A 19,719-nucleotide genomic window follows, 5' to 3' on the forward strand; every position below is an offset into this window, starting at 1 on the left:
ATTAAACCTCCAATCACAATTACAGCTATACAAAAAGCACCACTATCAGAATAGAAGTTAAAATAATAAAACTTTGATTATCTCCAGTTTGATAGGCAGAATATATAGAATAAAGCCATTGCGGAACTACGGTTAAAGCACCCAAAATTAATAACAATCCTAAAATTTTGATTAAGATTGCCCAAAAGGTTTTAATTGACATTTATATATTATTTAATTTATTTTAATCTGACTGATTACTATTTCAATTGCTAAAATATGAAAGTTTTTTTTGATTTAAATGATGTAAATTTTATCATTAAAAGTTATAAAGAATTTGTTCTGATAGTCAGTTTTTTTTTAGTTTGATTAAAATATTTTGCCAATGTCAATAATTAGAGTTTATCTTAAAAATTAATTCGAATTTGATTGCAGTTCAAACAATTGCACCTGACTTTTCAATCTTTCAATCAACAAATTCATCATGCGCTTGTTTAAACTTGAAGAGTTCTGAATATAAGTATCGTATTCTTCAATAGTAAAAAGTGCCATAATAATTCCTTTTAAAGAATTTCTGAATTTAATATCTTTTTGAATTGAATTTTCAATGGTTTGAATTTTCTTTTCGACAGAATACGAATAAAAATCGGCTTTGTTTTTATTTACATAATTCGTAAATACTGCAATAAACAAATCATTTTGCAGCTTTAATATCGGCCTGATGGTCTGATTTTGGAATATTTCGTCTGGCGAAGATTGAGCACTTACAGTTCCTAAAGTCTCGCCTCTGAATTCTTTTAAAAATGTGTCTCTATCTGTCATGGTTTTTATTTTAAATTTAGAAAAAAATCTTGTACGAAAAGGTTATTTTTGTTTATATAATTAAAAACATTTTGATTACTAGATAGATCGTAGGTAAAATCCGATGAAGTTTAATTTCTTTAAAAAATATCACATGATAAAATTCTTCAAAGCTGTTTCATTGTTAATGTTCGTTTTTATACTGTTTTCCTGCAATTCAAAAGAAAAACAGGATTCTTATCGCGATGTTGTATATCGTGCTGTTAATGATAAAGATACAGCTGTTTTGGCATTAAAAATAAGCGGAAAAAGATTTTATGGACGTTATGAAATCTCGTATTACAAAATAGGTAAGGATTCGGGAGATGTAAGAGGGGATATAAAAGAAAATACTTTAACAGGAGATTTTCATTTTATTTCTAACGGCGGAAGCTGGAAAAGAATCCCTTTGGCTTTGCTTAAAAAAGAAGACAAATTGATTTTAGGAAACGGTGTAATAGGAACTTACATGAATCTTCCGTGCTTTATTCAAGGGACTTTAAATTACAATGAGCCAAAGTTTGTTTTTGAAGAGATTCAGAAATAGTTTTTTTGTTTCACGTTTCAGGTTTCAGGTTTAATTGGAATGTGTATTAAGCAAACTCAATAAAACTTGAAACCTGAAACAAAGAAAACGTGAAACCTGAAACAAAGAAAACCTGAAACTAATTTAAAGGTCCTATTGTTGACGGCAGCTCAAATATTTCGAGATCAAAATAAATTACAGAAGCCATAACGTGATCGAAAATATCCGACATGATATATTCGTAATTTGCCCAGCGTTTGTCGCTAGAAAAAACATAAATCTCTAAAGGCACGCCATGTGCAGTAGATTGCAGCTGACGGCACATAATGTGCATATTTTTATTCAGTCCCGGATGATCTAAAAGGTATTGCATGATGTATTTTCTAAACAATCCAAGATTGGTCATATTACGTCCGTTTAATGCTAAACTTTTATCAATGCCGCGGGATTCGTTATATTTTTCGATTTCTGCTTGTCTGGTATCAATATAAGAACTTATGAGCTGCACATTTTTCATATGATTCAGATCATCATTGTTCAGAAACCTTATACTGCTGCTTTTTATTAAAATATGTCTTTTAATACGTCTTCCGTCTGATTTCTGCATACCGCGCCAGTTCTGAAACGAATCTGAACTCAAAGCATAAGTAGGAATAGTGGTAATCGTATTATCAAAATTTCGAACTTTTACAGTCGTTAAATTAATTTCGATTACATCTCCGTCTGCACCAAATTTGTCCATCGTAATCCAATCGCCAATACGAACCATATCGTTTATGGCCACCTGAACACTAGACACAAATCCTAAAATTGTATCTCTGAAGATCAAAATGATAATAGCAGAAAGTGTTCCTAGAATGGTTAATAATTCGCCTTTTTTGATTCCGAATAAAGTCGAAATTATAAGAGCAACTCCAAAAATCCAAAGGACAATCATAATAACCTGAACAAAACTATCGATAGGTTTATCGCTGTATTCCGGCTTTTGTTTTAGATAATCTCTAAGTGAATTAAAAATTGTTCTTACAATCCAAAGTCCTAATAATACAATATAAACTCCTACTATTTTTCCAAAAATTAATTCCCAGTATTCGTATTTATCCAAAATAACAGGAACTGCTTTATATATAAAGAAAAACGGAATTAAGTAAGCTGTATATCGCGTGGTTTTATTTTGTACTAAATAATCATCGAATTTTGTTTTGGTGCGCTGCGCAAAAACAGCTGTAAGCGTAACTAAAAGAAACTTAGCAATATAATAAATGACATACGCCAATGCTATTAAAATAGCAATATTTAAGATCAGGCTTATATAAGACGCAAAATTGCGGCTCATTCCCCAATCTCTAAAAATCGGATATAAAAAATTAAATATTTTATCCAAAAGCTTATGCATTATGATCTAGATATTTTTTCTCCACATAAAAAGTTCCAAACGGAATAAGAGAAGCAATTAAAATAATTCCGAACGTTTTAAGATCCCAATTTTGAGATTTTTTGAGTAAAAATGCCAAAATAATATATCCGATAAATAAAACACCATGTGCCATTCCGAGCGGACGTAACAGGGTATGATAAAGTTCTGGATTATTGGACTTAATAATCAGCATATTTGCAAACAAAACTAAATACGAGATTCCTTCTAGAATTGCTGTAACTTTGAAAATCTTGAGCATGTATATATTTTTTGAGTTTATGGGGTAAAATTAAGTATTATGGTTTGATTTTTCTATTATAAAAATTGAAATTTAGAGGTTTGTTTTCGGTCGCAGTCGTATACCAATACAAAGAAAATTATAATTGGAATTGGGATTTGGAATTTAATTCAACTTATTGTAATTTACTTTTGTAATAAACTTGATAATGAGTAAAAGAGATTTAAAAAAATATATAGGCCAACTGACTAAAGAACAGCTGGAAGAACAAATTGTAGAACTTTATGAGAAATTTGCTCCTGTAAAGGTATATTATGATTTTGTCTTTAATCCAAAAGAAGATAAGTTGCTGCAGGAATCTAAGGTGAAAATTTCTCACGAATATTTTCCCATAAAAAAGCCTAACGCAAAGTGGCGCCCAAAAGCCAAAATGCGTCGTTCTGTTGCTCAAAAAATCATAAAACATTTTATTATGCTTGGCGTTGATTCGTTTATCATCGCAGATTTAATGCTTTACAATATTGAAATTGCCCAAACATTCTCTTCGAATAATTTTATAAAGCAGGAATTATTCTACAAAAGCATACTTAATTCTTTTGAACAAGCGGTAAATTTTATTATTTCTAATGGAATTCTGCCTGAATTTAAATCAAGAATTTTAGACATACAACAGCAAACTATGCAGCAAAAATGGAAAAACAAATACGAATTTGAGGCAATTTCAGACAAAATAGACTTTTAAAGATACTTCCTATAAAAAATCTTATTTAAAAAAAACATTTATTTTAGGTTAAAATAAGATGAATAACTGTTTTTTCGGTGTATTTTTGCAAAAATCCAAAAATAAACAATGTCTCAAAACACTTTAGAAATAGAAAGAGAAGAGAAGAAAGAACTTTATGCATACCAAAAAGGCGATATTGACGCTATTTTTGAGCGTCTGGATAATGCTTCTCAAAAACATCATTTATTGTATCAGCTGCCGACAGGTGGTGGAAAAACAGTAATTTTTTCTGAAATCGTTCGCCGCTATTTATCAAATAATGATAAAAAAGTGGTTGTTTTAACACACCGTATAGAACTTTGTAAACAAACCTCAAAAATGTTGAAAGGTTTTGGAGTGACAAACAAAATCATTAACAGCAAGGTTAAAGAATTGCCCGATCAGAATGAATATTCGTGTTTTGTGGCAATGGTTGAGACTTTGAAAAACCGTATTAATGATGAAAAACTTCATCTTGACAATATAGGTTTGGTTATTATTGATGAGGCGCATTACAATTCGTTTAGAAAATTATTAAACTCATTCAAAAATGCTTTTATATTAGGAGTAACAGCTACGCCTTTAAGTTCTAATATAAAACTGCCAATGCACCAGAGTTACGATGAGCTTATTGTTGGTGATACTATTGGATCGCTTATAGACAAAGGTTTCCTTGCAAAAGCAACAACTTATAGTTATGATGTTGGTTTGACTTCACTAAAAGTGGGTATTAACGGTGATTACACCGTAAAATCTTCAGATGATTTGTATACGAATACCATAATGCAGGAAAAACTGCTGCACGCGTATACAGAACGTTCTTTAGGAAAAAAGACTTTGATCTTTAACAACGGTATTCATACCTCATTATATGTATATGAAACTTTTAGAGAAGCAGGTTACGATATTAGACATCTCGATAATACCAGCAGTTCTGAAGAAAGAAAAGATATATTGCAATGGTTTAAGAAAACTCCAGATGCTATTTTAACTTCGGTTGGAATTTTAACTACTGGTTTTGATGAGCCTACGGTTGAGACAATTATCTTAAACAGAGCAACAAAATCGTTGACCTTATATTACCAGATGATTGGTCGTGGATCTCGAAAACTTCCTGGTAAAGATGAGTTTACGGTTATCGATTTAGGAAATAATGCAGCGCGTTTTGGTTTATGGAGCGAGCCGGTGAACTGGCAGCACATTTTTAAATCGCCTGAATTTTATCTGGAAAATCTTCGTGATGATACAGAAATCGAAATGTTCTTTAAATACAATATGCCGCCAGAACTTCGTGCTAAGTTTAGCAAAACAGCCGATGTTACTTTTGATGTTGATGAAGAGCATAAATTAGCAATAAAGCAAAACTTACGTTCTAAAATTGTATTAGACAAATCATTAGAACAACATGCTTCTATGTGCGTGGATAATACTGAAACCCTGCAGGAAGCAAAATCTCTTGGAAAAGAGCTAGACGATGATATCGAATGCAGAATCAAACGTTATGCAAAATGTTTGAGCCAGTGCAGTAAAAACTACCGCGAATGGCTGGTTGATGATTACAAAAAAAATATGACTTTATTGATTGGGAAAAAGTATCGTGAAAAAATCATGAACGAACCGGACTGAGAATAAGAGTTAAAAAAAGTTTCAGGTTTCAGGTTTCAAGCTTGCTGGAAAGCACAGAAAACCTGAAACTTGAAACAAAACAAATAAAATAAACAAAAAAAATACATGTCTAAACAATTCTCAACATTAGGACTTTCAGCGCCAATTTTAAAAGCTTTAAGCGAATTAAATATTGTTGAACCTACAGAAATTCAACAAAAAACAATTCCGCTTTTATTATCTGAAAATCATGATTTGGTTGGTTTAGCAAAAACAGGAACTGGAAAAACGGCTGCTTTTGGACTTCCATTACTACAGTTAATTGATGTTGAATCGCCAATCGTTCAGGCAATTATTTTAGTACCTACAAGAGAACTTGGACATCAGATTTTTAGAAACTTAGAAGATTTTTCTAAGCATATTCCGAACATCTCAATCGCTGCAACTTGCGGTGGAATTCCAATAAAGCCTCAAATTGAGCGCCTTACAGAACCAACACATATTGTAGTCGCAACGCCGGGACGTTTAATAGATTTGATTCAGCGTAAAGCAATAGATCTTAAACAAACGAAATATTTAGTTTTAGACGAAGCAGACGAGATGGTTTCGATTCTTAAAGAAAGTTTAGATGAGATTATTGCTGAGCTTCCTAAAAATCATCGTACTTTATTATTTTCTGCAACTTTACCAGGAACAATAAAACAACTGATTCAGAATTACTTAAACAAAAATGTAGTTCAAATTAGTGCCAATATGGAAACTATTGGCAATCAAGGAATAGATCACGAATATATCGTTGTTGATCCTATTGAAAAACTGGATATTTTAATGCATTTCTTAAATTCAAGAGAAGGAGAACGTGGTATTATTTTTTGTAAAACGAAAGCTGCTGTTAACAAATTGGCCAAAAATCTGGCAATAAATCGTTTTTCTTCTGGAGCACTTCATGGAAGTTTATCTCAGGGAATTCGCGATAGAATTATGGAACAGTTTCGTGAAGGTCACATTAATATTTTGGTCGCTACAGATTTGGCCGCCAGAGGAATAGATGTTGCTGCACTTTCTTATGTTGTCAATTATCATTTGCCGGATACTTACGAAAATTATGTACACCGAAGCGGAAGAACGGCAAGGGCAGGAGCAAAGGGGCTTTCTCTAACAGTTTTACAACAAGAAGAAGTTGCTGAAATTGCTGAATTTGAAAGAGAGCTGGATATTAAATTTACAGAATTTAAAAAACCTTCTGCTGTTAGCTTAGAGGAAAATAATACCCTTTTATGGGCAAAACAAATCTTCAAAACAAAGCCGAATCACGACATTTCTGCTGATTTAAAAACAAAGGTAAAAACAGTTTTTCATCATTTAACAAAAGAAGAATTAATAGAAAAATTATTGGCTAATTATGTTCTTCAAAACAAAAACGATATAGTTGAAAAACCTGTTAAAAAATTCAAAAAGTAATTTAAACAGACTTTGTAACTGTTAAATTATGTTGTACTTTTAAGGTGATTTTAAAACAAATAATCTTATTCGTAAAACAACATATATGAAGATAGTCATTATTGGAGGTGGTTTTGCAGGTATAAATCTTGCTAAAGAGCTTGTTAACCATCCTCAAATACAAGTTACCCTTGTAGACAAGAATAATTATAATTTTTTTCCACCACTTATATATCAGGTTGCAACGGCTTTTTTAGAACCGTCAAGTATCAGTTATCCTTTTAGAAAATTTTTTGCGGGCAAAAAAAATCTGCAATTTCGTTTAGGCGAATTAATTTCTGTTGTTCCTGCAGAAAAGAAAATCATCCTTAATAATGGTGAGCTAGACTATGATCATCTGGTTTTTGCTACTGGAGCAGAAACAAGTTATTTTGGTATGGAAAATGTCATGAAAAATGCCATTCCGATGAAAACCTTAAATGATGCCATCGAAATGAGAAATACGCTGCTCAAAAATCTGGAAAAAGCCGCTATTACCAAAGATATGCGCAAACGTCGTAAATTATTGACAATTGTAGTAGCCGGGGGCGGACCAACAGGAGTGGAGGTTTCGGGAATGTTTGCAGAAATGCGTAAAAATATCCTGCTAAAAGAATACCCTGAACTCGAAACTTCTGTAAGTAATGTTTATCTGGTAGATGGAGGAGACGCTCTTCTTGCTCCAATGAGTAAAGAATCGCAGCAAGATACTCTAGAAGCATTAACCAAACTTGGTGTTGTCGTAAAATTGCATACCCGTGTAACCGATTATATTGATGATACCGTGCATTTTGAAAACGGAGAGACAATCAAAACAAAAAACTTAATCTGGGCTGCTGGAGTTTCTGCAAAAATATTTGAAGGAATGCCGCAAGAAAGCTACGGACGAGGCAGACGTATGGCTACAGATGCTTTTAGTAAAGTAAATGCTGTAGACAATATTTATGCAATTGGTGATACTGCAATTCTGGCGGGAGATAAAAAATTCCCTGACGGACATCCGCAAGTGGCTCAGGTTGCCATTCAGCAAGGAATCAATTTAGCCAAAAACTTTATGAATATGGCTTCTAATAAACCATTAAAACCATTTGCTTATAATGACAAAGGTTCTATGGCAATTATCGGGAAAAATAAAGCAGTAGTAGATTTACCGAGTCCAAAATGGCATTTTAAAGGATTTTTTGCCTGGATTATCTGGTTGTTTATCCACTTGATATCATTAATCACTTATAGAAACAGATTAAATACTTTTTATAACTGGATGGTTGCTTATTTTGCAAGAGATCAATCTCTTAGAATGATTATCAGACCAGATAAAAGATCTTAGAAAAACTCAATTCCAATGGAATATGTAGAAAATATAAAAGCCAGAATAAATATTCTGGCTTTTTTGTTGGGAATTTGGAATATAAAAAATTTGAATTTTTATCTTTTTAATGTCCAACTATAATATTGTCATCTGCTCCAAGTTCTATTTTATTTTTAATAAAACGTTTGCCGATATTTAAAATTATAAATGCAGTAATTGTAGTTATAGACATAATGGCTACCATTGGTGCAACAGAATCTTTTACAAAAATACCAATAGCAAAAGAAGCCAAAGCTCCTAAACCAAGCTGAATTGCACCCATCAAAGCAGAAGCACTTCCTGTATTTTTTGCAAATGGCGCCAATGTAAGACCAGCTGTATTTGGGTTTGAAATTCCTAAACAAGCTAAAAATAAAAATAACATTATTACAGTTTCATACAATCCTAAAAAATTGTTTAGGGCCAAAAATAAGAAGATAATACTAATTACAGATTGTGAAATCAGAGCTCCAAAAATCATTTGTTCGCTTGAAAATCTTTTTAATAATAAGGAATTCAGCTGGCTTGAACCAATGAAACTCACGGACATAAAAGCAAAAATCCACCCGTACGTTTTAGCATCAACTTTATACACATCCATAAAAATTATAGGAGAAGCTGCTACATAAGAAAATAAACCCGAAAAAGCGATTGCTCCTGTAAAAGCATAAGTGTAAAACTGTGGTTCTCTAAGGACACTTAAAAAATTGGTAATAATAGGCTTAGGCTTTAGCGAAATCGAAGTATCTGGTTTATAATTATTTGGAAGTCCAACCATTGAAATTACCAAAACAAAAATTCCCATGCACATGAGGATTAAAAATACAAGATGCCAGCCAAAATCTTCTGTAACATAACCTCCAATTGTTGGCGCCAGCATTGGTGAAAGACCAACAACGAGCATTAGGAGAGAAAAAACTTTAGGAATATCTTTTACAGGAAACAAATCACGAACCATCGCAACTGAAGCTACAGTTGCTGCACAGCTTCCGATTGCCTGTATAAAACGTAAAAATATAAATCCATCAATATCTGGAACATAAACACATCCCAGAGAAGCTAAAATATAAATCAGTAATCCAATAAATAATGGTTTTTTACGGCCAAAACGATCTAATAATGGTCCATAAAGCAATTGTCCCGCAGAAATTCCGATAAAATAACTAGACAAGCTCATAGAGACTTTTGCCACAGTAGTATTTAAATCTCGAGCAATACCAGAAAAACCAGGAAGATACATATCGATAGAAAAAGGACCAAGTGCTGTTAAAGAACCTAAAATGAGGATAAGTTGGATATATTTTTTTGTTGTCATTTTCTTAAAATGTGGCTTTTAATTTTTTGCAAAGGTAAAGATTTCGTACCTTGTAGTATAATTAAATGAGTTTTTTAAAAAAACTTTACATTATTAATCTAAATTCAACATTATGAAAAAGTATTTATTACTATTAACAATTATTTTTACTTCAGCTTCCTTTGCACAAACTATAACTTCAAAATTAGAAGATGTAAATGCCGTACAATACGATCTTCTTAAAAAAGTAAATGAGTATTACCCAGACATTACGCTCAACAAAACGATTACTAATTTTTATGCTGACGGAAAGATCATAGATTCGCAGCAGGAATTTGATATTAAAAATACCAAATTCTCAAGTTATAAAATTGGAATTGAGCCAGATAACAAAAAATTATTATTTGAATATATCTCTGAAGAGACTGGAAAAGTTTACGGTGATGTTTCTCTTTTTAAAGGAAATGTTCTAAGAACAACCTTCAACGAAAAGAATAATCAAATTGAAGTTTCACTTAACGGAAAATCCGTTTATTTGAAAAAATTAAAATAAATTTTCATTTAAAGGAAATATGAAGCATCACAATCGTGATGCTTTTTTAGTTTATATTTGGATAAAAATTTTAAAATTCAATTTTAATGAAGAAGATCATCGTATTGCTGCTTTTTATTTCATTTCAGACATATGCACAAACTAATAGATTTACAGGAACCTGGAGTAATGAAAATTGTAAAAATTGCAGTAAAGACTATATTTTTACGTTGAATATTGCGCAGTCAAATTATAAGATCTACGGAACTGTAGAAATCACAAGCACAACTAAAACTGAACTTAATTCGGGAGTCTTAGAAGTTTCCGGATATGTATATACTATGGGCGAACGAGCTCAGATTACGTTAAAAGGAAAAAATGGAATTTCTGCCGGCGGTGTATTGTTTGAGCAGGATGGAAAACTTTTGTTTACAAAACGCGGCGGTGACGATATTGTGCCTAAAGAAGTAGTTTTAACCAAAATAAATGAATAAGCGTCTTATTTGCGCTATTCCATTTTGAACTATAATTTATATTATGTAAAATAGAATATTTTAAAAACCGCTTGACTGCACTTTATAACTTACTTATATAAAAGTCTTTTGAGCGTGCTTAAAATCAAATAAACTACTCTTTTCCAATTACTTGTATTAAAATATAAAAACTACAATCTAGAAATATTTAAAATTTTAAGTAAATTTTAGTTTTTAAAACGTCATAAACATCAAATTTAGGCGTTTCTTTAAAATATCTAGATTCTCACTAAGATGCTTTATTGTGAGCGTTTATTTTATTATTTTTACATTCGATACTTTAAAAAAAAATATCAAACAAATGAATACAATTGCTGAGCATATTGCAGATTTTTTAAAAGAATATCCGCCCTTTAATAATTTGACTTTTCAAGAACTGTCAGATATCGCTACGAATATTCGTGTACATAATTTAGAAAAACACGCAATATTGTTTCAAAACAATGATGTGCTTCATGACAGCTTTTATGTTGTAGCTTCTGGTGTAATCAATTTAACAACAATTGCTGATGCCGAAGAAACGATAATTAATAAATGTCACGAAGGAGATATTTTTGGTCTGCGCCCGTTTTTTGCTAAAAACAATTACATGATGACCGCAAAAGCACGTGAGGAAAGTATCATTTATGCTATTCCGATTGCTGTTTTTAGACCTTTTGTGGCTAATAATTCTGATGTTTTAAACTTTTTGCTAGAAAGTTTTTCTATAAATTCAAGACATACTAAGGATAATGCCAATTCAAACGGAAAATTAATTCCAGAGTCCGCTTATATAGACCAGCAGTCAGAAATGCAGTATGTGCAATCTCTTGTTTACAATAATTCTCCGTTAACTACTGAGGGACACCATATTGTAAAAGATGTTGCTATTTTAATGACCGAAGCTATGGTAGATAATATCGTAGTCTGCGAAAAGAATCATCCTATTGGTATTGTAACTGATGCCGATTTATCGTCAAAAATTGCTACAGGCCGTTATCCTATTACAGAAACGATCGATAAGATTATGTCTTCGCCGGTTGTTACAGTTATAGAAAATGTATCGCTGGCAGAAGCTCAGTTATTAATGCTTAAGCACAACGTTTCTCACTTATGTGTTACTAAAGACGGTACGAGCAAATCTTCTGTAAAAGGAATTATTTCTGAACATGATTTAATTGTTGCTCAAGCAAGTAACCCTGGTGTATTAATTAAAGAAATTAAGCGTTCGCAGCTTCCTAAAGATTTAAAACAAATACGTGATCGTCTTTCTGATTTGATTCAAAATTCAATTCAGAAGAATATTCCGATTTCACATATCAGTAATATTGCCAGCGAAATAAATTTAGCTATAATTAAGCGTGCGGTAGAATTATCTATTTTAGATTTAGGCTCCCCTCCTGCTCGTTTTGCATGGTTAAGCATTGGAAGTCAAGGGCGTAAGGAACAATTATTACTCACAGATCAGGATAGTATTTTGATTTTTGAAGATGTTACTCCTGAAAAATACAGAGAAGTAAAAGATTACTTCCTGAGATTAGGAAAAAGAACTACTGCAATATTAGAAAAAGTGGGTTACGAATATTGTCCAAATGGCCATATGGGAAGCAATATGCTTTGGTGTAAGTCATTGACAGACTGGACTAAACAATACAACAGCTGGATGAATACTCCAGGTGAAAACAGTAACGACTTAAGCAGTATATTCTTCGATTATGAAATTGTTTTTGGAGAGCCAAAAATTGAAGAAGTGATTGAAAATGTTATTTTTAAAAATGCAGTTAATAATACGCTTTTCTTTGACTTTTTAGGAAATGATGCTTTGAAGAGAAATTCTCCTTTAAGTTTTTTCAAAAAATTTATTGTTGAAGAAGAAGGTCCGCATAAAACAAAATTTGACATTAAAACCCGTGCTTTAATGCCTTTGATTGATTCTGCTCGTTTGTTAATTTTGAATGCAAATATTAAAGGTATTAAAAATACGTATTTAAGATTTAAACAATTGGCAATTACAGATTCTAAGAACGCCGAAATATATTTAAGCTGTGCAGAAGCTTTTTTAACGCTCTCAAAATTCAGAACTGTTGAAGGATTAAAAAATGACGATTCCGGACAATATATAAATTTAAGGGAAATGTCTAAAACAGACAAAGAGAAGTTAAAAAACGCATTGAATCCAATGAAAGACCTTGAGGAATTAATTAAGAGTAAATTTCAACTTACACAATTCTCATAAATTATGCTAGACTGGCTGAAAAAGATCAATAAAGAGTATCCTGATTTCTGGAAGGAATACTTAACTAAATTCGAAAGCAAACCTACAAAGTATGTTGTTTTATCAACAGAAACGTCTGGTTTAAACCCGGATAAAGATGTCATTTTATCTTTGGGGGCTTTCTCGGTTATTGATGATAGTATTGTAATTAAGGAGAGTTTTGAAACTGTTTTACTGCAATACAAATTTCTACAAGACAATGGTCTTTCTAATGAATTTATTATTGAAAGTAAAATGATCAAAATGCAGGAGCCGGAAGCTTTGGAGGCTCTGATTAATTTTATTGGAAATGCAGTTCTTGTTGGGCATCATATAAATTTTGATATCGAAATGCTCAACGCCGCACTTGAACGTCTGGACTGTGGCAGAATAAAAAACGAGGCACTAGATGTCGATGTGATGTACAGAAAATTAACTGATATTAATGACAAGCAGTTTTCTATGGATGATTTATCCGAAATATATAAAATTCCAAAAAGCGATAGAAATTCTTCTGCTGAAGATGCGTATAAAATTGCGCTTGTATTTTTAAAATTAAAATCTCGTTTGGGAATTAGATAATTTTTAATTACAATATAAAAAAAATGCCTCTTAAAATTTAAGAGGAGAGGCATTTTTTTTATATTATTTTATTAAACTCTTTCTTTGATGATTTCGTCTACAACTTCAGGATTCAACAAGGTTGTTGTATCTCCAAAGTTAGACAAATCTCCTTCAGCAATTTTACGCAAAATTCTACGCATAATTTTTCCTGAGCGAGTTTTTGGCAGCCCAGAAACAAACTGAATTTTATCTAATTTGGCAATTGGTCCAATATGATCAGAAATATACTGATTAATCTCTTTTGTCAAATTTTCTTTATTTCTAACTTCTCCAGTTTCTTTAAGAATAACAAAACCGTATAAAGCATTTCCTTTAATTTCGTGAGGGAAACCAACAATTGCAGATTCTGCAACAGCCTGATGTTCATTAATAGCATCTTCAATTGGAGCAGTTCCTAAATTATGACCAGAAACAATTACAACATCATCTACTCTACCTGTGATTCTGTAATATCCAACTTCGTCTCTTAACGCACCGTCTCCTGTAAAATATTTTCCAGGAAAGGCAGAGAAATAAGTTTCTTTATATCGTTCATGGTTACCCCAAATTGTTCTGGCAATTCCAGGCCATGGAAATTTAATACATAAACTTCCCACAACTTGATTACCTTCAATTTCGTTACGTTTTTCATCCATCAATACAGGCTGAATTCCCGGTAATGGCAATGTAGCATAAGTTGGTTTTGTTGGTGTTACAAAAGCAATCGGCGAAATCATGATTCCACCAGTTTCTGTCTGCCACCAAGTATCTACAACCGGACATCTCTTATCTCCTACGTGGTCGTTAAACCAGTGCCATGCTTCTTCATTAATTGGTTCTCCAACAGAACCAATAACTTTAAGAGATTTTAGAGGATATTTTTGAATATAATCTAAGCTTTCTTTTGCTAATGAACGAATTGCAGTTGGCGCTGTATAAAATTGTGTGATTTTATGTTTTTCGATAATATCCCAAAAGCGGCTGAAATCCGGATAAGATGGAACTCCTTCAAAAATCACGGTTGTTCCTCCATTCAATAATGGTCCGTATAATATATAAGAGTGGCCCGTGATCCATCCGATATCTGCGGTACACCAGAAAATATCATTTTCTTCGTGGCTGAAAACATTTTTAAAGGTATAAGCTGTATAAACCATGTATCCAGCTGTTGTATGTACCATACCTTTTGGTTTTCCTGTTGATCCTGAAGTATATAAAATAAATAAAGGGTCTTCAGCATCCATAATTTCGGCAACACTATTGTCTAAAGCTGCGTCTAACAATGGCTGTAACCAAATATCACGACCTTCCTTCATTGATACTTCTGTTTTGGTTCTTTTTACAACTAAAACTTTAGAAACAGACGGGCAAGTATTTAATGCTTCATCAACAATTGCTTTTAAGTCAATTGTTTTATTTCCTCTATAACCACCGTCTGAAGTAATAACCATTTTACATTCACAGTCATTGATTCTTGCAGAAACAGCAGAGTCAGAAAATCCTGCAAAAATTACAGAGTGAATTGCTCCTATTCTAGCACAGGCAAGTACAGAAACAGCCAGTTCCGGAATCATTGGCAAATAAATACAAACACGATCTCCTTTACGAATTCCCTGCTCACGCAGAACATTCGCCATTTTAGAAACTCTCTCGTATAATTCGTTGTAACTAATATGTAAAGCATCTTCTGAAGGATCATTCGGCTCAAAAATTATAGCCGTTTTCTCGCCTCTTTTACTTAAATGCCTGTCAATACAATTTTTGGTAATATTAACTTTTGCTTCTGTAAACCATTTTACTTCGGCGTCAGCCATATTAAAATCAACAACCTTATCCCATTGCTGATACCACGTAAAATTCTCTTCAGCTATCTTTCCCCAAAACTTTCTTGGTTCCCTAATTGATTTATTGTAGTGTTTAAAATATTGCTCTAAATTTTCAATTTTATAATAGCTCATAGTTCATGGAATTTTTTTATAAATGTATTAAATCTCGACGTATTCTTAAAATTATTTAATCGATAAATTTTAACTAAAAAAAACATATAACAAAAAAATATTAATATTTTTATGAATTTAATTTAAAAAAAAGCTTTTTTAATCTAAAATGTAAATTTAAAAAAGGCATAATACCTAAATACTATGCCTTTTTAATTAACAAATTTCAATAACAATTAATTTGGTCAGGCTGTATACAAACTGTATCCTATTTTGAAAATAGCAGCATCTTTATTAATTAATAACAGAAATTTCAACAAGCTTATTTATCTCTAAATACGCCCCCTAAAGGGATTAGCTTCACTTAACTTATTATGTCAAGTTAAGTGAATGCAATTTGCATCTATATCCATTGTTTGTTAATAAGTGCTTACTAATTCAAAATATTATACGAAACTGTGGTACAGTGCAGATCCCATCACATTCGAATGTGTGGTAACTCCCAATTTATTATCCAATTTTTTTCATTGCAGTCATAGACTCACGAAGCCATGCCCCTACTTCTTCAATAGGATGCTGACGAATTTCTTTGTTTACTGCAATTAAAACCGCATTGTCTACTCCGTTTGAAGTTGAAAATGGTTTTCCAATTATGTTAGTTTCTACAGTTTTCATATATTCTTCCAACAATGGTTTACAAGCGTGGTCAAATAAATAACAACCGTATTCTGCAGTATCAGAAATCACACGGTTCATTTCGAATAATTTCTTTCTTGCAATTGTATTAGCGATTAATGGTAATTCGTGCAAGGATTCGTAATAAGCTGATTCTTCGATAATTCCAGCTTCTGTCATTGTTTCAAAAGCCAATTCAACACCCGCTTTTACCATTGCAATCATCAAAACTCCATTGTCAAAATATTCTTGTTCTGGAATTGCAGCTTCTTGTGGTGCAGTTTTTTCGAAGTTAGTTTCTCCTGTAGCTGCTCTCCATTTCAACAAATTAGCATCATTATTAGCCCAGTCAATCATCATTGTTCTTGAGAATTCTCCAGAAATAATATCATCTTGGTGTTTTTGGAATAACGGACGCATAATGTCTTTTAATTCTTCTGCAATTTCATAAGCTTCGATTTTTGCAGGATTAGAAAGACGATCCATCATGTTTGTAATACCACCGTGTTTCAAAGCTTCAGTGATTGTTTCCCATCCGTATTGAATTAATTTTGAAGCATATGCCGCATCAATTCCTTTTTCGACCATTTTATCAAAACATAAAATAGATCCTGTTTGCAATAAACCGCAAAGAATTGTCTGCTCACCCATTAAATCTGATTTTACTTCAGCTACAAAAGATGATTTTAAAACTCCTGCTCTGTGTCCTCCTGTTGCAACAGCGTATGCTTTTGCCTGATCCAAACCAAATCCGTTTGCATCATTTTCCGGGTGAACAGCAATAAGCGTTGGTACACCAAAACCTCTTTTATACTCTTCTCTTACCTCAGATCCAGGACATTTTGGAGCACACATAATTACAGTAATATCTTTACGAATCTGCATTCCTTCTTCAACAATATTAAAACCGTGAGAATAAGCCAATGTAGAATCTTTTTTCATTAATGGCATAATTGCATTTACCACAGCTGTGTGCTGTTTGTCTGGTGTAAGATTACAAACTAAATCTGCAGTTGGAATTAATTCTTCGTAAGTACCTACAGTAAATCCATTTTCTGAAGCATTTTTAAAAGAAGCTCTTTTTTCTGCAATTGCATCTGCACGAAGCGCATACGAAATATCTAAGCCAGAATCTCTCATGTTTAAACCTTGATTTAAACCTTGTGCTCCACAGCCCACAATTACAACTTTTTTCCCTGCCAATGCTGCGATTCCATCTGCAAATTGAGATTGATCCATGAATTCGCAAACTCCTAATTGTTCTAATTGTAATCTAAGTGGTAATGTATTGAAATAATTTGCCATTTTGTTTAATAATATTTAATGTTGTGTAATTTTATTTTTGATTAATAGGTACTAAATTTTGTTATTTGAATGTTTCTAACAACGCTGAAATTTCCATTTTTTGCTTAGAAACTGAAATTCTCCCCGAACGTACAAACTGCATTATTCCGTACGGTTTAAACTTTTCGTATAATTCTTCGATTTCAGAACGTCTTCCTGATTTTGAAATCACAAAGAAATCGCGAGAAACAGTTACAATAGTAGACTGACTCTCTTTGATAATATTCTGAATTTGTTTTTCATCAAACAATAAGCTTGATGCGATTTTGAATAAGGCATTTTCCAGATAAATTGTTTCTTCATCTGTATGATAAAATGCTTTTATTACCTCAATTTGTTTTTCTATCTGCCCAACAATATTCTGAACCCATTTTTCTGTTGTATTGACTACAATAATAAACCTAGAAACATTCTCTATTTCTGATTCTGAAACGTTTAGACTTAATATATTAATGTGGCGCTTTAAGAATATTCCAGATATTCTATTTAGTAAACCCACGTTATTTTCTGAATATACCGATATGGTAAATGTTTTATCTTCCATTGTTTTTTAGTTTTATTTGTTTCATGTTTCATGTTTCATGTTTCAAGTTCTGATGGGAACGTGAAACGTGAAACTTAAAACTTAAAACTTTTTTTCCTAACTTAATCTAATTTCTGAAACACAAGCTCCTGTTGGAATCATTGGGAAAACGTTATTTTCTTTTTCTACCATAACTTCTAAGAAGTAAGAATCTTTTGAAGCCAGCATTTCTGCAACTGCTGCATCCAGATCTTCTCTTTGTGACACTTTTTTAGATTTAATATGATAACCTTCGGCTATTGCAACAAAATTTGGATTAATCATTTTTGTCGAAGCATATCTATTGTCAAAAAATAATTCCTGCCATTGACGTACCATTCCTAAAAATTCATTGTTTAAAACAACAATCTTAACCGGAACTTGAGTCTGGAATATAGTTCCTAATTCCTGAATCGTCATCTGGAAACCACCGTCTCCAATAATTGCTACAACTTCGCGATCTGGTCTCCCCATTTTGGCTCCAATTGCAGCCGGCAATGCAAATCCCATAGTTCCTAAACCTCCAGAAGTAATATTACTTTTGGTTGAATTAAATTTAGCATATCGGCAGGCAAACATCTGATGCTGACCTACATCTGAAACAATTATAGCATCACCTTTTGAGTGTTTGTTAATCATTTCCAAAGTTTCTCCCATTGATATTCCTTTACCGTTTGTTGGGTTTAACTCTTCGTTAATAACTGTTTCTATCTCGATTTTATGCAGTTCTTTAAATTCATTATGCCACAAATCATGAGATTTTGATTCAATAAGAGGTAATAAAGCAGTTAGAGCTTCTTTTACATCTCCTAAAACAGCAACTTCTGTTTTTACATTTTTATCAACTTCTGCAGGATCAATTTCAAAGTGAATTACTTTTGCCTGTTTTGCATATGTTTTTAGATTTCCCGTAACACGGTCATCAAAACGCATTCCTAAAGCAATTAAGACATCACATTCGTTCGTCAGCATATTTGGTCCGTAATTTCCGTGCATTCCAAGCATACCAACATTTAACGGGTGATTTGTTGGCAAAGCAGAAAGTCCTAAAATAGTCCAGCCAGCCGGAATTCCAGATTTTTCAATGAATGCTTTTAGTTGTTCTTCGGCTTGACCGAGAATAATCCCCTGACCAAAAACAATAAAAGGTTTTTTTGCACTATTAATTATTTCAGCAGCTTCGGCCACTTTGTCTAATTTTAATTTAGGAACCGGAACATAACTTCTGATTGCCGTACATTTTTCATAACTAAAATCAAACTCATCAAACTGAGCATTTTTAGTAATATCAATTAATACTGGTCCCGGACGTCCAGAACGAGCGATATAAAATGCTTTTGCAATAATTTCCGGAATTTCAGAAGCTTCTGTAATCTGGTAATTCCATTTTGTAACCGGAGTTGAAATCCCGATAATATCAGTTTCCTGAAATGCATCAGAACCTAATAAATGTTTTCCAACCTGACCTGTAATACAAACCATTGGCGTTGAATCGATCTGCGCGTCTGCAATTCCGGTAACTAAATTTGTAGCTCCCGGTCCAGAAGTTGCAATTGCTACTCCTACTTTTCCTGTAGCTCTTGCATATCCTTGCGCGGCATGCGTTGCACCTTGTTCATGACGTACTAAAACATGGTGTAATTGATCTTGAAATTTATATAATTCGTCATAAACCGGCATTATGGCTCCTCCTGGATATCCATAAACCAAGTCTACTCCTTCTGCTAATAAACATCTTATAACGGCTTCTGCCCCTGATATTTTCATAGTATATTTTTTTTATCAATGTCAACTTTAATTAAATTGACCTT

At 32.5% G+C, this 19,719-nt stretch carries 18 protein-coding genes; 9 read left to right on the top strand and 9 right to left on the bottom strand.

The genetic code is table 11. From position 1 onward, the window contains the following. Nucleotides 1-25: 25 nt before the first annotated feature. Together B0A68_RS24590 and B0A68_RS23615 are read right to left on the bottom strand one after the other, a co-directional pair. Nucleotides 26-202, bottom strand: a complete 177-nt coding sequence (locus B0A68_RS24590) for a hypothetical protein (protein WP_165770645.1) — start codon at nucleotides 200-202, stop codon at nucleotides 26-28. Between the two features lie 191 nt (nucleotides 203-393). After that, nucleotides 394-801, bottom strand: a complete 408-nt coding sequence (locus B0A68_RS23615) for a hypothetical protein (protein ID WP_035681071.1) — start codon at nucleotides 799-801, stop codon at nucleotides 394-396. 133 nt (nucleotides 802-934) lie between these two features. On the opposite strand from B0A68_RS23615, the gene B0A68_RS23620 reads away from it, so the two are divergent. Further along, on the top strand, nucleotides 935-1,366 hold the full coding sequence (locus B0A68_RS23620; protein ID WP_035687716.1) for a hypothetical protein: 432 nt from the start codon (nucleotides 935-937) through the stop codon (nucleotides 1,364-1,366). Nucleotides 1,367-1,484: 118 nt separating this feature from the next. Here the strand turns inward: B0A68_RS23620 and B0A68_RS23625 are convergent, their stop codons facing one another. Together B0A68_RS23625 and B0A68_RS23630 are read right to left on the bottom strand one after the other, a co-directional pair. Beyond that, nucleotides 1,485-2,741 (bottom strand): mechanosensitive ion channel family protein, encoded by a 1,257-nt coding sequence (locus tag B0A68_RS23625; RefSeq protein WP_035681069.1) that lies wholly within the window; start codon nucleotides 2,739-2,741, stop codon nucleotides 1,485-1,487. Beyond that, nucleotides 2,734-3,021: a DUF3817 domain-containing protein gene (locus B0A68_RS23630; protein ID WP_035681066.1), complete on the bottom strand. Its 288-nt coding sequence runs from the start codon at nucleotides 3,019-3,021 to the stop codon at nucleotides 2,734-2,736. Before B0A68_RS23630 ends, B0A68_RS23625 begins: the two co-directional genes overlap by 8 nt. 187 nt (nucleotides 3,022-3,208) lie before the next feature. Here B0A68_RS23630 and B0A68_RS23635 point away from each other — a divergent pair, with 187 nt between their 5' ends. The 4 genes from B0A68_RS23635 to B0A68_RS23650 all read left to right on the top strand — a co-directional run bounded on the left by B0A68_RS23635 (nucleotide 3,209) and on the right by B0A68_RS23650 (nucleotide 8,174). Continuing rightward, a complete protein-coding gene (locus tag B0A68_RS23635; RefSeq protein ID WP_035681064.1) occupies nucleotides 3,209-3,742 on the top strand; it encodes a DUF6155 family protein in 534 nt (177 codons plus the stop codon). A gap of 108 nt (nucleotides 3,743-3,850) precedes the next feature. Then, entirely contained in the window at nucleotides 3,851-5,389 is a 1,539-nt protein-coding gene (locus B0A68_RS23640) for a DEAD/DEAH box helicase (protein ID WP_035681062.1), read from the top strand. A gap of 105 nt (nucleotides 5,390-5,494) precedes the next feature. After that, nucleotides 5,495-6,829, top strand: coding sequence for a DEAD/DEAH box helicase (locus tag B0A68_RS23645; protein ID WP_035681059.1), 1,335 nt, complete (start codon nucleotides 5,495-5,497; stop codon nucleotides 6,827-6,829). Between the two features lie 85 nt (nucleotides 6,830-6,914). Next, the gene (locus B0A68_RS23650; protein ID WP_035681057.1) at nucleotides 6,915-8,174 is read left to right on the top strand and encodes an NAD(P)/FAD-dependent oxidoreductase; all 1,260 of its coding nucleotides are present in this window, start codon (nucleotides 6,915-6,917) and stop codon (nucleotides 8,172-8,174) included. A 106-nt stretch (nucleotides 8,175-8,280) separates the two neighbouring features. Here the strand turns inward: B0A68_RS23650 and B0A68_RS23655 are convergent, their stop codons facing one another. Beyond that, nucleotides 8,281-9,510 (bottom strand): multidrug effflux MFS transporter, encoded by a 1,230-nt coding sequence (locus B0A68_RS23655; RefSeq protein ID WP_035681054.1) that lies wholly within the window; start codon nucleotides 9,508-9,510, stop codon nucleotides 8,281-8,283. Between the two features lie 112 nt (nucleotides 9,511-9,622). On the opposite strand from B0A68_RS23655, the gene B0A68_RS23660 reads away from it, so the two are divergent. The 4 genes from B0A68_RS23660 to B0A68_RS23675 all read left to right on the top strand — a co-directional run bounded on the left by B0A68_RS23660 (nucleotide 9,623) and on the right by B0A68_RS23675 (nucleotide 13,369). Further along, nucleotides 9,623-10,042 (top strand): hypothetical protein, encoded by a 420-nt coding sequence (locus tag B0A68_RS23660; RefSeq protein ID WP_035681051.1) that lies wholly within the window; start codon nucleotides 9,623-9,625, stop codon nucleotides 10,040-10,042. A gap of 86 nt (nucleotides 10,043-10,128) precedes the next feature. Continuing rightward, the gene (locus B0A68_RS23665) at nucleotides 10,129-10,515 is read left to right on the top strand and encodes a hypothetical protein (protein ID WP_035681048.1); all 387 of its coding nucleotides are present in this window, start codon (nucleotides 10,129-10,131) and stop codon (nucleotides 10,513-10,515) included. A gap of 340 nt (nucleotides 10,516-10,855) precedes the next feature. After that, on the top strand, nucleotides 10,856-12,769 hold the full coding sequence (locus B0A68_RS23670) for a DUF294 nucleotidyltransferase-like domain-containing protein (protein WP_035687713.1): 1,914 nt from the start codon (nucleotides 10,856-10,858) through the stop codon (nucleotides 12,767-12,769). A gap of 3 nt (nucleotides 12,770-12,772) precedes the next feature. After that, on the top strand, nucleotides 12,773-13,369 hold the full coding sequence (locus B0A68_RS23675) for a 3'-5' exonuclease (RefSeq protein WP_035681046.1): 597 nt from the start codon (nucleotides 12,773-12,775) through the stop codon (nucleotides 13,367-13,369). Nucleotides 13,370-13,440: 71 nt separating this feature from the next. Here the strand turns inward: B0A68_RS23675 and acs are convergent, their stop codons facing one another. The 4 genes from acs to ilvB form a co-directional block, all read right to left on the bottom strand. Next, entirely contained in the window at nucleotides 13,441-15,348 is a 1,908-nt protein-coding gene (gene acs / locus B0A68_RS23680) for an acetate--CoA ligase (RefSeq protein WP_035681044.1), read from the bottom strand. Between the two features lie 489 nt (nucleotides 15,349-15,837). Further along, nucleotides 15,838-17,307 (bottom strand): ketol-acid reductoisomerase, encoded by a 1,470-nt coding sequence (ilvC, locus tag B0A68_RS23685; RefSeq protein WP_035681041.1) that lies wholly within the window; start codon nucleotides 17,305-17,307, stop codon nucleotides 15,838-15,840. Between the two features lie 61 nt (nucleotides 17,308-17,368). After that, the gene (gene ilvN, locus B0A68_RS23690) at nucleotides 17,369-17,890 is read right to left on the bottom strand and encodes an acetolactate synthase small subunit (protein ID WP_035681038.1); all 522 of its coding nucleotides are present in this window, start codon (nucleotides 17,888-17,890) and stop codon (nucleotides 17,369-17,371) included. A 96-nt stretch (nucleotides 17,891-17,986) separates the two neighbouring features. After that, complete coding sequence (ilvB, locus tag B0A68_RS23695) at nucleotides 17,987-19,675, bottom strand: biosynthetic-type acetolactate synthase large subunit (RefSeq protein ID WP_035681036.1); 1,689 nt, start codon at nucleotides 19,673-19,675, stop codon at nucleotides 17,987-17,989. Between the last annotated feature and the right edge of the window lie 44 nt (nucleotides 19,676-19,719).

It is taken from the genome of Flavobacterium reichenbachii (genome assembly GCF_002217435.1).
GTDB lineage: Bacteria > Bacteroidota > Bacteroidia > Flavobacteriales > Flavobacteriaceae > Flavobacterium > Flavobacterium reichenbachii.

Bases quoted from the DNA above. Each gene is read 5' to 3' on its own strand.
- B0A68_RS24590 (WP_165770645.1), bottom strand. From the start codon at position 202: ATGTCAATTAAAACCTTTTGGGCAATCTTAATCAAAATTTTAGGATTG.
- B0A68_RS23615 (WP_035681071.1), bottom strand. From the start codon at position 801: ATGACAGATAGAGACACATTTTTAAAAGAATTCAGAGGCGAGACTTTA.
- B0A68_RS23620 (WP_035687716.1), top strand. From the start codon at position 935: ATGATAAAATTCTTCAAAGCTGTTTCATTGTTAATGTTCGTTTTTATA.
- B0A68_RS23625 (WP_035681069.1), bottom strand. From the start codon at position 2,741: ATGCATAAGCTTTTGGATAAAATATTTAATTTTTTATATCCGATTTTT.
- B0A68_RS23630 (WP_035681066.1), bottom strand. From the start codon at position 3,021: ATGCTCAAGATTTTCAAAGTTACAGCAATTCTAGAAGGAATCTCGTAT.
- B0A68_RS23635 (WP_035681064.1), top strand. From the start codon at position 3,209: ATGAGTAAAAGAGATTTAAAAAAATATATAGGCCAACTGACTAAAGAA.
- B0A68_RS23640 (WP_035681062.1), top strand. From the start codon at position 3,851: ATGTCTCAAAACACTTTAGAAATAGAAAGAGAAGAGAAGAAAGAACTT.
- B0A68_RS23645 (WP_035681059.1), top strand. From the start codon at position 5,495: ATGTCTAAACAATTCTCAACATTAGGACTTTCAGCGCCAATTTTAAAA.
- B0A68_RS23650 (WP_035681057.1), top strand. From the start codon at position 6,915: ATGAAGATAGTCATTATTGGAGGTGGTTTTGCAGGTATAAATCTTGCT.
- B0A68_RS23655 (WP_035681054.1), bottom strand. From the start codon at position 9,510: ATGACAACAAAAAAATATATCCAACTTATCCTCATTTTAGGTTCTTTA.
- B0A68_RS23660 (WP_035681051.1), top strand. From the start codon at position 9,623: ATGAAAAAGTATTTATTACTATTAACAATTATTTTTACTTCAGCTTCC.
- B0A68_RS23665 (WP_035681048.1), top strand. From the start codon at position 10,129: ATGAAGAAGATCATCGTATTGCTGCTTTTTATTTCATTTCAGACATAT.
- B0A68_RS23670 (WP_035687713.1), top strand. From the start codon at position 10,856: ATGAATACAATTGCTGAGCATATTGCAGATTTTTTAAAAGAATATCCG.
- B0A68_RS23675 (WP_035681046.1), top strand. From the start codon at position 12,773: ATGCTAGACTGGCTGAAAAAGATCAATAAAGAGTATCCTGATTTCTGG.
- acs (WP_035681044.1), bottom strand. From the start codon at position 15,348: ATGAGCTATTATAAAATTGAAAATTTAGAGCAATATTTTAAACACTAC.
- ilvC (WP_035681041.1), bottom strand. From the start codon at position 17,307: ATGGCAAATTATTTCAATACATTACCACTTAGATTACAATTAGAACAA.
- ilvN (WP_035681038.1), bottom strand. From the start codon at position 17,890: ATGGAAGATAAAACATTTACCATATCGGTATATTCAGAAAATAACGTG.
- ilvB (WP_035681036.1), bottom strand. From the start codon at position 19,675: ATGAAAATATCAGGGGCAGAAGCCGTTATAAGATGTTTATTAGCAGAA.